Annotated in this window: 10 protein-coding genes; 4 read left to right on the plus strand and 6 right to left on the minus strand. The window is 63.0% G+C overall.

Annotated features, from left to right (window positions below; all coding sequences use genetic code 11):
• Window positions 1–211: 211 nt before the first annotated feature.
• From M0D68_RS22180 to M0D68_RS22200, 5 genes are all read right to left on the minus strand, one after another.
• Complete coding sequence (locus M0D68_RS22180) at window positions 212–721, minus strand: disulfide bond formation protein B (RefSeq protein ID WP_097390115.1); 510 nt, start codon at window positions 719–721, stop codon at window positions 212–214.
• Between the two features lie 135 nt (window positions 722–856).
• Window positions 857–2,236 carry an amidase gene (locus M0D68_RS22185; RefSeq protein WP_200618143.1) on the minus strand — a complete coding sequence of 460 codons (1,380 nt, stop codon included), beginning with the start codon at window positions 2,234–2,236 and terminating at the stop codon, window positions 857–859.
• Window positions 2,237–2,345: 109 nt separating this feature from the next.
• Window positions 2,346–3,026 (minus strand): GntR family transcriptional regulator, encoded by a 681-nt coding sequence (locus tag M0D68_RS22190; RefSeq protein ID WP_054037259.1) that lies wholly within the window; start codon window positions 3,024–3,026, stop codon window positions 2,346–2,348.
• Between the two features lie 147 nt (window positions 3,027–3,173).
• Complete coding sequence (locus M0D68_RS22195; RefSeq protein ID WP_200618144.1) at window positions 3,174–4,526, minus strand: MFS transporter; 1,353 nt, start codon at window positions 4,524–4,526, stop codon at window positions 3,174–3,176.
• A gap of 7 nt (window positions 4,527–4,533) precedes the next feature.
• Window positions 4,534–5,223, minus strand: a complete 690-nt coding sequence (locus M0D68_RS22200; protein ID WP_200618145.1) for a DUF2848 domain-containing protein — start codon at window positions 5,221–5,223, stop codon at window positions 4,534–4,536.
• A 206-nt stretch (window positions 5,224–5,429) separates the two neighbouring features.
• Between M0D68_RS22200 and M0D68_RS22205 the strand changes: the two genes are divergently transcribed.
• The 3 genes from M0D68_RS22205 to M0D68_RS22215 all read left to right on the plus strand — a co-directional run bounded on the left by M0D68_RS22205 (window position 5,430) and on the right by M0D68_RS22215 (window position 9,920).
• A complete protein-coding gene (locus M0D68_RS22205) occupies window positions 5,430–7,187 on the plus strand; it encodes a cation:proton antiporter (protein ID WP_200618146.1) in 1,758 nt (585 codons plus the stop codon).
• Between the two features lie 127 nt (window positions 7,188–7,314).
• Entirely contained in the window at window positions 7,315–8,826 is a 1,512-nt protein-coding gene (locus M0D68_RS22210) for a gamma-glutamyl-gamma-aminobutyrate hydrolase family protein (RefSeq protein ID WP_093639168.1), read from the plus strand.
• 377 nt (window positions 8,827–9,203) lie between these two features.
• The gene (locus tag M0D68_RS22215; RefSeq protein ID WP_200618147.1) at window positions 9,204–9,920 is read left to right on the plus strand and encodes a DUF2968 domain-containing protein; all 717 of its coding nucleotides are present in this window, start codon (window positions 9,204–9,206) and stop codon (window positions 9,918–9,920) included.
• A 133-nt stretch (window positions 9,921–10,053) separates the two neighbouring features.
• Here the strand turns inward: M0D68_RS22215 and M0D68_RS22220 are convergent, their stop codons facing one another.
• Window positions 10,054–10,578: a GNAT family N-acetyltransferase gene (locus M0D68_RS22220; RefSeq protein WP_200618148.1), complete on the minus strand. Its 525-nt coding sequence runs from the start codon at window positions 10,576–10,578 to the stop codon at window positions 10,054–10,056.
• 310 nt (window positions 10,579–10,888) lie between these two features.
• On the opposite strand from M0D68_RS22220, the gene M0D68_RS22225 reads away from it, so the two are divergent.
• Window positions 10,889–12,190 (plus strand): MFS transporter, encoded by a 1,302-nt coding sequence (locus M0D68_RS22225; protein ID WP_200618149.1) that lies wholly within the window; start codon window positions 10,889–10,891, stop codon window positions 12,188–12,190.
• Window positions 12,191–12,232: the final 42 nt, after the last annotated feature.

A 12,232-nucleotide genomic window follows, 5' to 3' on the forward strand; every position in this document is an offset into this window, starting at 1 on the left:
GTGGAGGATCGGGAAAAACCAGGCAGGGTGGGGCAGCGCGGAGAATGATGGAGGCCGGGTGCTGACTCGCGGGAGGCAGGAGAGAGGGGCTGGCCGAATTTACGGGGCCGGAGCGGATGTGAAAACGCCGGCCTTTGAACCGCCCTGGCAGGCGGGGCAAAGGCCGGCGTGAGGCCGGCTATTCCGGATCGGAGCGGCCGGAACAGCCGGCTCAGGCGATCCGGCGGCGATTCTTGACCAGGCTCAGCGCCAGCGGCACGAAAGCGACGACGAAAGCCACCAGCGACCAGGTGGGCAGCGACAGGCCGAGAATAGGCGGATAGGCCGTTTCGCAGAGGCCTGCCACCTTGAAGACGCCGGGCAGCCACTGCGCGGGCGGCAAACTGTCGACCACCGGCTGCAGCGCGTCAAAGCCACAGCTGAAGCCCGGATTGGCCTGCACATACACGTGCCGCGCGGCAGTCACGATGCCGCCCAGAGCCGACAGGGCCGCCAGCACTTCCAGCAGCCGCACGCCGCGCCAGCTGTTAAAGCGTGCGCCGAGGAATGCAAAAATCGCGATCAGCAGGAAGAAATAGCGCTGGATGATGCACAGCGGACACGGGTCTTCGTGCAAGCCGTATTGCAGATACAACGCGCCGGCGACGAGGCCGACGCAGATCAGGCCAAGCAGAACCAGCAGGGAGCGCTCGCGGCGCAGCATCGCATTGTCATTATTCATGGGTCGTGTGGCTGTCTGGAAACGGAAAGGGCAGGTGCCCGCGATTCTAGCGCGAACCCCCGCCCTGGCGCTTATCACGCTTTTAAGGCGCAATCCTCGCTCGGCGTCTGCTCTGTGTCCCGTTTAGCGTCCCACTCAGCGAATCGCGTTGAGCACCGCCTCAGCGCCGCGGCCGATGGCCAGCAAGGCGTCGTCGGTGTGCGGTGCGCCTGCCAGCATCAGGCCGACGGGCGCGTCGCCGCGCAGATGGCAAGGCAGCGACAGCGCGCAGGTGTCGAGGAAGTTGAACACGCTCGGGTTGCGCAGGATCAGCGCGTTGGTGCGGCCAAATGCTTCATCGTCGTCGATCAGGTCGGCTACGCGCGGCGGGACCACCGGCACGGTCGGTGCGACGACCGCGTCGAAACGCTGCCACAGCGTGCGGGCGGCTTCGTCGAGCATGGCCTGGCGCTCGGCGAGCAGGTCCAGATAGTCGACGGCGCTGGCCGGCTGGCCTTTCAGGATGCGCACCAGCACGCGCGGATCATATAGGTCGCGGTGCTTTTCCAGCAGCGGACGGTGCCAAGCATACGCTTCGATCGGCGAAAAGCCGAAGCGGTTGATCTCGGGCAGACGGTCGAGCGGCGCGAAGCGCACTTCCGTGACGATCGCACCGGCCGCTTCCAGATGCTTGAGGGCAGTATCGATCGCGGCGGCGACCGCCGGCTCGACGCCGTCGGTCACGAAATTGGTCAATACGCCAAGGCGCACGCCTTCGAGTGGCCGGGCCGCCGGAATGCGCGGCTCGAGCCCGGCCAGCATGCGGTCGACCAGCGCGCAGCACGCCACCGAGACGCCGATCGGCCCGAACGAGTCGAGCGTGGACGAAAGCGGTACGCCGCCTTGCTTCGGAATACGATCAGCGGTCGGCTTGAAGCCCGTCAGGCCGCACAGCGCAGCCGGAATGCGGATCGAACCGCCGGTATCGGTGCCGAGTGCAACGGCCGCCATGCCGTCCGCGACCGACGCCGCCGCGCCCGAGGAGGAGCCGCCCGAAATCCGCTCGTCGCCCTTCACGCCGCGCTGATACGGCGACAGCGGATGTCCGTAGTGCGGGTTCAGGCCGAGCCCGGAAAACGCGAACTCGCTCATGTTGGTACGCCCGACGATTACCGCGCCCGCCCGTTTCAGGCGCGCAACCGCGACCGCGTCCGCCTTGGCGGCGGGCGCGTCGGCCAGCACCACGGAACCCGCTCGGGTCGGCTGGCCTTCGATATCGAACAGATCTTTGACCGACACAGGAATCCCGGCAAGCGGCGAGAGCACGGTGCCGGCGGCGCGCAAACGGTCGTGCGCATCGGCGGCGGCGCGGGCGCTGTCGGCGTCGACGTGCATGAAGGCAACCGCACCCTGGCCGGCCGGATCGGTGATCCGTTCGAGCGCGGTTTCAACGAGCGCGCGGCTGGTGGTGCGGCCCGCGGCGAGGTCGGCGGCAAGCTGGGCTAGCGGCGGGAAGGGCGTGAATTCGGTGGCCATGATGTCGGGAAGGACCAGGTTAGATGCGCGGGTAAATGCGCGGTTAGCTTGAGTTCACTTTGTAGCGGGTTCCCGCTGACTGCGCAGCCGGGCCCGCGTTCGGGGTCAGTCAAATCCGGTTGAATAATGTCGCGCGGAACGCTTCGATATGCTTTTGCACCGATTGGCGGGCGCCTTCGGCATCGCGTTCGCGCAGCAGGCGAAACAGCTCCAGATGTTCTTCGTGGACGTCTTCGAGATGATGGGGCTCGGACAGCGAAATGAACCAGAAGCGCAGCGAGCGTTCGTGCAGCCCACGCAGGATGTCGGCCAGCACAGGGTTGCGCGACGCCGCCGAAATCGCCAGATGAAACTCGCGGTCGATATCCATCATGCCCTCGATATCATGCGCGGCGACGCACACCGAAGAGCGGTCCAGCAAAGCCTGCATCGCGTCGAAATCGTGTTGCTGCGCGTGGCGTGCGGCCAGTTCGACGCAGTAGCTTTCGTTGACGAGCCGCACGTCGATGATCGCCAGCACATCGTCGAGCGAAACCGGACGGACCATGATGCCCTTTCTCGGCATGATGGTGAGCATGCCTTCGTGCACCAGCCGGTGCAGCGCCTGATGTACCGGTGTTCTGCCGATGCCCGTCAGCACCATCAATTCCGCTTCGTTGAGCACCTCGCTCGGCCGCAAACGCATCGTGATGATCTCGCGCTTGACGAAGGCATAGGCCTGCTCGGCGAGACTCGCCGAGGCGGTTTCGCGGGGGGCACTGGAACGGCGGGCAGTCTGCAAAAGCGTCATGTGAAGAAGGTGCGGGCGGTGTCGTCCGCATTGTAGAGCAAGGTTTTACGCGGACGGCGCCGGGTGGGCGGTTGCTCACCGGCGCCGCTTGCGCATGACGCGTAGTTAGTTCTCACACGTCACAGCAATCACGGAAATCCTGGCGTGTCAGGCGCTCCTCGGCGTCACCGCCGCGGCATGCTGCACCTTGACGCGCGGCATCATCAACGTGACCAGGCCGCCGGCGATCAATGCTCCCGCGATCAGCACCAGTCCGAAGGTCACGCTATGCGTCGCATCCTTGACGATGCCGAGCACGTACGGGCTTACATAGCCGGCCAGATTCGCAATCGAGTTGATCACGGCGATGCCAGCCACGGCTGCGGTGCCTTGCAGGAACGTGGTGGACATCGACCAGAAGATGCCGAAGCCCGCCAGAATGCCAATATAGGCGATCGACAAACCGGTGACGGCGAGCGGAATCGAATTGGTCACCGAGGCGCTGCCGAGCAGGCCCGCCGCGCCGATGAAGCAGCACACGGCGTAATGCCAGCGCCTCTCGCCAGTAATATCCGATGAGCGGCCGATCAGGATCATGCCGATGCCCGCCGCGAGATACGGAATCGCAGTGACGAAGCCGTTCGTGACGAGATTCGTGACGCCGAGGTCCTTGACGATCTGCGGCAGCCAGAACGAAAAACCCGCATTGCCGGTAACGAGACAAAAGTAGATCAGCGTCAGCAGCCAGAAGCGGCCCGAGCGCAATGCAACCGCCAGACTCTGCTCGGCGCCGGCCGCAGCCGCCGCCGTGTTTTCGCGCGAGAGACGGCCGAGGATCACGCGCTTTTCATCGTCGGTGAGCCAGGCGGCTTCGGCGGGCGTGTTGCGCAACACGGCGAGCGCCCAGAAGCCGGCGAGGATCGACGGAATGCCTTCGATCAGGAACATCCACTGCCAGCCGCGCAAGCCGTGCGCTTCATGCAGCGCCGACATCAGAAAGCCCGATAACGGCGCGCCGATGATTCCTGCCACCGGAATCGCCGCCATGAACACGGCGACCATCCGCGCGCGCCGGTCGGACGGAAACCAGAAGGTCAGATACAGCACCACGCCCGGCACCAGTCCGGCCTCGGCGACGCCGAGGAAAAAGCGCAGCACGTAGAACATCGTTTCCGAGCGTACGAACATCATCAGACATGACAGCAGTCCCCACAGCATCGTGATGCGGGCAATGGTGGCGCGCGCGCCGAACTTCTTCAGCAGCAGATTGCTCGGCACTTCGAACACGAAATAGCCGAAGAAAAAGATCCCCGCGCCGAGTCCGTATGCCGCGTTCGAAAGGCCGAGGTCGCCGGTGAACTGCAGCTTCGCGTAACCGATGTTGACGCGGTCCAGGTACGACAACACGTAGACGAGAAACAGGAACGGCATGATGCGCCAGGTGATCTTGCGCAGAGCGGCGGCTTCGAGCCACGCGTCGGAAGACGCATCGGCGTCGGCGGATAGCGAAGGGGGATTCATGGGTGCCTCATTCGACGATAGGTAACGCGTGCACGCGATAGGCGTGGCGCAGTGTGCGGTTCAGGACGGGGTCGTGCAGTTCGAGTTCGAGCGCGTCGCCGTCGGCCATCCCGACGATGCCGCCTTGTACCGCCAGCGTGCCGCAGAACATCGCGGCGCCTTCTGCCACGGGTGCGCGTTCCAGCAGATCGGCGGCCGGCAGCAGCGACGCGACGCTGCCTTGCTGATAGACGCGCCGCTCGCCGTTCTTTATCACCGCGAAGGCGCGCAGTTCGAGTTGATCCCAGTGACCGGCGACATCGTCGAAACGCCATGCGTCGCGTGCGACCGGTTTCGGGCAGACCTGTTTGGAGACGGTGACGCCGTAGGCCTCGACTTCGCGGTCGGTATGGTCGGAGCCGACGGTGACGAGTAGCCCCGCCTTCGAGCGCACCAGCACGCACTCGGCTTCACCGCTGGACTTCACGCCGACCACGTCGATCAGTTCGGCCTGCGTCAGCAGTTCGGCGCCGAGGCGATAGAAGTAGGGCGTGGTCGACGGCCGCTTCACGCCGAGTTCCGCCAGCTCGGCGATGTGATGCTCGATCGCCGCCTGATCGCGCCCGGCCCAGCCGGCGATCGTCAGACGATTCACTTCGACGATATCGGCGCGACTGTCGCCGGAACGATCTACAACATTGAAGGACACCTGCATCACTCGACTCCCAAGAAAATATGCAGCAAATATTATTGTGATATTTCACAGGTGTCCAGCGTGTCAAAAAAGTTTCGGGTCAACGGCCCCGCCGTAAGGTTAGCGATCCGGCCAACCCCACGTCCTTTCGGCTTTTGCGCGATTTGGTGCGCCGCACGAGTACGTTACACTGCGTTTTTGAGACATTACTTTTTGTAAGGGACATATCCATGCATCACGGCATCGGCTTCATTCAGGATCTGGCGGTCGTGATGGCGCTCGCCGGCGTCGTCACCGTGCTGTTCCATCGCCTGAAGCAGCCGGTGGTGCTGGGCTATATCGCCGCGGGCGTGATCATCGGGCCGTACACGCCGCCGTTCCAGCTGATCCACGACGAGCAGACCATCCAGACGCTCGGTGAACTCGGCGTGGTGTTCCTGATGTTTTCGCTCGGACTCGAATTCAGCCTGCGCAAGCTGTTCAAGGTCGGCGCGACGGCGATCGTCGCGGCGCTCTCCGAAATCGTGCTGATGCTATGGATCGGCTACGAGATTGGCAGCGCGTTCGGCTGGAGTTCGATGGACTCGCTGTTCCTCGGCGCGATTCTCGCGATCTCGTCGACGACCATCATCGTCAAGGCGCTCTCCGAACTGGGCCTGAAGCGCGAGAGCTTCGCGCAACTGGTGTTCGGGATTCTGATCGTCGAGGATATTCTCGCCATCGCGATGCTGGTGCTGCTCTCCGGCATCGCGCAGACAGGGCAGTTGAGCGCGGGCGTCGCCGTCGTGACACTTGGCAAGTTGTTGCTCTTCATGACGGTGTCGTTGGTGGTGGGCATTCTGCTCGTGCCGCGCGCGTTGAACTACGTGGCGCGCGCCAAGAGCGACGAGATGCTACTGGTCTCGGTGCTCGGCTTCTGCTTCGGCTTCTGTCTGCTGGTGGTGAAGCTCGATTACAGCATTGCGCTCGGCGCGTTCCTGATCGGCGCGATCATGGCCGAGTCGCGCCATCTGCATCGGATCGAGCACCTGATCGCGCCGCTGCGCGACGCCTTTTCCGCGATCTTCTTCGTGACGATCGGCCTGATGCTGAACCCGGCCGTGTTGGTCGACTATGCCTGGCCGATTGCGGTGATTACGGTAGCGGTGATCATCGGCAAGATCGTGTCGTGCGGACTCGGAACTTTTCTCGCGGGCAAGGATGGGCGCACGGCGATGCGGGTCGGCATGACCGTTTCGCAGATCGGCGAGTTCTCGTTCATCATCGCGTCGCTCGGTCTCACCTTGAAGGTGACGAGCGCGTTTCTGTATCCGATCGCGGTGGCCGTCTCCGCGTTGACCACGCTTTTCACGCCATATCTAATTCGTGCCGCCGATCCGCTGACGCAGCGTCTCGGGCAGGCGATGCCACGCACGCTCGTCAACGTGTTCGGCATGTACGGGCAGTGGCTACGTAGTTTGAGCACGGGAACCGGCGAGCCGACGCTGTTCAGCATGACGCGGCGGATCATTCTGCAGATCGCCGTCAATCTCGCGCTGGTTGCGGCGATCTTCCTGATCGTGTCGTATAGCGCGCCTCACACCAGCACCTTGCTCGCGCACTGGGTGAGCTCCGAGCCGATGCAGCGCGTCGTGCTGTGGAGCATCGCGCTGGTGCTGTCGATGCCGTTCCTGGTCGCGGTCTATCGCAAGACCAAGTCGCTTGCGTTGCTGCTCGCCGAAGTGAGCGTGCAGCCGGCGACGGCGGGACGTTTCACCAGTGCGATTCGTTACGCGATCTCCGATCTGGTGCCGGTGGTCTCGATGGTCGGCGTGTTTTTGCTGGTCGCGGCGCTCTCCAGCAGCATCTTGCCGCCGACGGGCCTCCTGACCGTGGTGCTGGTGTGCGCTGCGTTACTGTTGGCGCTGGTGTGGCGCTGGTGCGTGAAAATCCACGCGGCAATGCAGATCGCCCTGCGCGAAACGTTCGAAGAACAGCCGGATCCCTAAGTTAGACGATCTGTGTCTTGAATCGCAACAATGTGAGCAATTGTGTGCGGGTTTGCCGGGCTTGCCGCGCTAGCGGATAATCAGGGCATATTCATTCGTTCGCGTGGAAGGCGCCTGTCTGACTGTCATGAGCGAAAACAAACCTGAAAACGCCGGTAAGCCCGGCAGCCCATCGTCGCCTTCGGCGACGCCAACGCCCTCGACGTCGTCAACACCGTCCGGCGCAACTCCCGGCGCGTCGAAGTCCGACGTCTTGCCGCCTGAGCCGGCGGTCACGTTACCGCTTTCCCACGAAGATTCCATCCAGTCGCCGATCAAGGACGTAGTCACGCCGTCGGCTGCATCGCCTGCTGCCGAGGAGGCCGCGGCGAGATCGTCGACCGACGACCCTGACAGCGCATCCACCGTCACCCCCACCGATGCGCAAACGGCGCGGCAACGCGACGCGGCTGAAGCACGCAGTTCAGCGGCTGCATCGACTGCTCAGCAGGAGGCCGAGGTTCACGAGCGCGCGGCACGCAAGGCGGGACAGGTCTACAAGAGTCCCGTTACACGCCCCAGCACGCTCGGGAGCAGCGAACCGCTCGCCGGTGAATTGAGCGCTCCGGCCGACGAAGCTGCCCTCACCGCAAACGAGGAGAAAGCGGAAGAAGCGGCCGCTGGCGCCCGTCGAGCCGGCTCGCCGCCGCCGGGTTTCGGCGCCGCGCCTGACTTCACCGCAACGAACCCGCCGCCGCCGAATGCGTTGCCGCCTTCGCCGCCGCGCTATCTGAAGCAAAGCGATTCGGCGTGGACCGTGTTCGGCCGCATCATCGCGGCGCGCGCGCGTCAGCTGTTCGATCGCGCGGGCCAACGGATCACGCAGCGCACGCTGCGCATCGGCGTGTCGGCGCGTATCTTTCACCCGGAACCGGGCGCGAAGGGACTTCGAGGCAAGACGCTGCAATACCTCGAGGAATCGATTGCGCACTGGGTGATGTCGCGCGATGTACTGGTGTTCATGATTCCGACGGTCGGCCATCAGGGCATGCTGCACCCGAGCAATATCCGTTTGCGCGACTACGCGAAGCATCTCGACGGTCTGCTGCTGCAAGGCGGCGCGGACGTCTCGCCGCAATCGTACGCGGAACAGGCGACGAGTCCCGAGTGGCCGGGCGACCGCGTGCGCGACATGTACGAACTTGAGCTGCTGCATGAGTTCATCGAGTCGGGCAAGCCGGTGCTCGGCGTGTGCCGTGGTTGCCAGTTGATCAACGTGGCGTTCGGCGGCACCTTGTATCAGGACATCGCCACTGATGTGCCGACTGCCGGCGCGCACGTCAACGAGAACTACGATCAGCATCGGCACAGCATTCATTTCCCGGATGGCTCGACGCTGGCCAATATGTTCCCGGGCCGGCGCGAGGCGATCGTCAACTCGATTCACCATCAGGCGGTCAAGACCATTGGCCGCGATCTGAATATCGAGGCGGTGTCGGCGTCGGACGGCATCATCGAGGCTGTGCGCTATCGGCGTGCGCCGTTTGTGATGGGCGTGCAGTGGCACCCGGAGTTTCATCGCGCGGGTGGTCCGGAGCTGCTCGATTGCACGCCGTTGCTCGATACCTTCCTGCGGGTGGCGCGCGAAACGCGGTTTTAAGGGCGCGCCTTTAAGCCGCGCTTTCGAGTTTCGCGTCCGGTCTTTCAAGCACGATAGTCACGAGCCGCTGCCATGTTCGGCGGCGGCTCGTTGTCGCGCTACCTATCGCCATATTTCTGCTCTTCTTGATGTTGGATTCGCGCGAACGCCATGCAGATTGGGAAACGTCTGTACGACGTCATGCGCGAGTCAAATCGTTGCGTTTTTGTCTTATCTGAAATCTTTTATTTCGCGACGGATACGTCCATCCGGCCAAATCATTCGTTATCGATTTATCTCGATTTAAAGTCCGTCAGCGAGACACTTGAATGCTTCGCTTGACGGCTAATCCGCGCGATAATCCAAGGCTGTTTTGGATTTGCATGGAGCATGCACGTATGAAGTACCCCTTAATTGTACGGCGCGCCATGTTGCTCGCGGCCTCGTGTGCGCTGTTGCAGCATGGTGGTTTCGTACTGGCAGCGCAAAGCGACGAGACCGCGCCACTGGTCGGCACGCGGCCGGCCATCAACACGCTCACGCCGCAACCGGTCGCCGCTGCGCTGCGTAGCGCGGCATCCGCCACACCGGCTACCGTCAGCGATGCACAAGGCAATGTCGCCGAACTGATGCAGATGATTCACGAAGCGAAGCTGAGCGAATTGCGCACCACATATAACGGCAGCTACGGCGCGAGTCTGTTTTTCTATCCGCAGGAAATGACGTACTACGTCGCGCTTTTTCAGGACAAACATTTCTGGCGCGTAATCAAGTCGGAAGACGTAGGCCGTGCCGAAGCGGTCTATGCAGGTTTCGTCCAGCAGACGGCGCAACTCGCGGACGTCGAGATTCGCCGTACGCAGTTGCGGGCGCAGAAGGCGTATATCGAAGACATCATCGCGTTATCGGAAGAACGCGCGAAGCGCTTGCAGGCCGATCTCGATGTCGCGCGCACGCAGCAGGCCAAGGTCAACGACTACCAGCGGCAGGCGCAAGGCGAGGCGGCGGCGCTGCGCGCGGAAAAGGAAAAGGCACAGGCGCAGTTGCGTCAGGTACAGGGCGAAGTGATGCAGTTGCAGCGGCAGACCGAGTTCGGATTGCCGACACAGAAGTAGGCGTAAGAGCGTAAAAAAGCACGGCCATGAAGGGCCGGGCTCAGACTGTTGATCAACCCCACGTTTTTCGGAGCGTGGGGTTTTGTTTTTTTGCGCCCCGCGTTGGATGACGATCAAACCAGGCGCACGTACCTCATCGATCCAGCCGGTACACATAGCGCAACGCAGTAATATCCACGCCGCCCATATGATCCGGTTCGGCGCCGACGAACTGCCAGCCTTGCCGTTCATAAAAGCCGATCGCCGGTGTGTTGCCTTCGAGCACGTAGAGATACAACTGCGTCTCGCCTTGCGCGCGCGCCCACTCTTCGGCAGCACGCATCAGCAGCTTGCCAGCGCCGATGCCCTGGTGCCCAGGCAGCGCATGCAGGTTGTCGAGCAGGACGCCCCACGCTGATTCCGGCTGCCGTTCTACGCAGACAAAACCGATTGGCTCGTCCGCGAGTTCGGCGATCAGGACGATGCGGCGCTCGCCGCCCGGTGCGCGCAGGCGCGCTTCCCAATAAGCGGCGCGCTCCCGCGTCACCTCGCCGTCGAGGAACGCGTCCGGCAGCAGGCCGCGATAGGTCGCCTGCCAGCTGGCGCTATGAATCGAAGCGATCAGCGCCGCATCCGCGAGGGTCGCAGGGCGCAGTGAAAGTGCGTGGGAGGTTTGCATCGGGATGGTGGTCAACGGGAATGGCCTGTCTGCGAAAAGTCTACCGCAAGGGTGAGCAGATGTTGACTGTAATGAAACTGTATGGAATACGCGACAGCGCCAGGAACGGTAACATTACGTGTTGCGGGTTCCCGGTATTTCACAACGTTTACCCTGATACCATGCAAATGTGTTCAGCATGAAAATGCAGCGCCCCCGGCGCGTTCTAATAATTGAGTTGCCCGCGGCATCCGCTTGCCGAACGCAGTGGATCGTTTCAACTGCCTGAGCGCCGCCCGTCTGCGTGGCGACAGGCTTATCAGAGAATGTCATGTCTACTGCGTCACACGCCACTTCCTCATCCGAAGAATCCAAGTTCAAGACAGTTTTCCGCGTGGTCAGCGGCAACTTTCTTGAGATGTACGACTTCATGGTCTACGGCTATTACGCGTCCGCGATTGCCAAGACCTATTTCCCAAGTGGTAACGAATTCGCCTCGCTGATGCTGTCGCTGTCGGTATTCGGCGCGGGCTTCCTGATGCGGCCGCTTGGCGCAATCGTGCTGGGCGCTTACATCGACCATCACGGCCGGCGCAAAGGCCTGATCCTCACCCTCGGGCTGATGGCGCTCGGTACCCTCACGGTCGCGTCGATACCAGGCTACGCGACCATCGGCGTGCTAGCGCCCGTGCTAGTGCTGGGCGGCCGGCTATTGCAAGGCTTCTCCGCCGGGGTCGAACTGGGCGGCGTGTCGGTCTACCTCTCGGAGATCGCCTCCAAGGGCAACAAGGGCTTCTATTGCGCATGGCAGTCGGGCAGCCAGCAGGTTGCCGTGGTGTTCGCCGCGCTGATCGGCGTGGTGCTCAACAAAGTGCTGCCGGCTGACCAGATGACCGCCTGGGGCTGGCGCGTGCCGTTCCTGATCGGCTGCCTGATCGTGCCGTTCCTGTTCCTGATCCGCCGTTCGTTGCAGGAAACCGAGGAGTTCAAAGCGCGCAAGCATCGTCCGAGCATGGGCGAGATCATGAAGACGATGGCCGCGAACTGGGGCATCGTGCTGGGCGGTATGGGCATGGTCATCATGACCACCGTGTCGTTCTACATGATCACGGCCTACACACCGACCTTCGGCAAGGAAGTGCTGAAGCTGTCGTCGATCGATACGCTCGTCGTCACTGTCTGTATTGGTTTGTCGAACCTGATCTGGCTGCCGCTCGCGGGCGCGTTGTCGGATCGCGTCGGCCGCCGTCCGGTGCTGATCGCCTTCACGATCCTGACGATCATCACCGCATACCCGGCGCTGCAATGGCTGGTCGCCGACCCGTCGTTTGCTCGCCTTCTGGCAGTCGAGCTGTGGTTGTCGTTCCTGTACGGCAGCTACAACGGAGCGATGGTGGTGGCGCTGACCGAAGTGATGCCGGTCGAAGTGCGGACCGCCGGCTTCTCGCTGGCCTACAGCCTGGCTACGACGATCGGCGGCTTCACGCCGGCCATCTCCACCTTGCTGATTCACACCACCGGCAACAAGGCCGCGCCTGGCCTGTTCCTGGGCGTGGCGGCGATTTGCGGACTGATCGCGACGCTGGTGCTGTATCGCACGCCGGAGTCGCGCAATCAGTATCGCGCGGCTTAAGCGTCACCGTTCACCCGGACAAACAAAAACCCCGCGCTCGTG

Source organism: Paraburkholderia sp. SEWSISQ10-3 4, assembly GCF_030464785.1.
In the GTDB taxonomy this organism is placed as follows: Bacteria; Pseudomonadota; Gammaproteobacteria; order Burkholderiales; family Burkholderiaceae; genus Paraburkholderia; species Paraburkholderia aspalathi.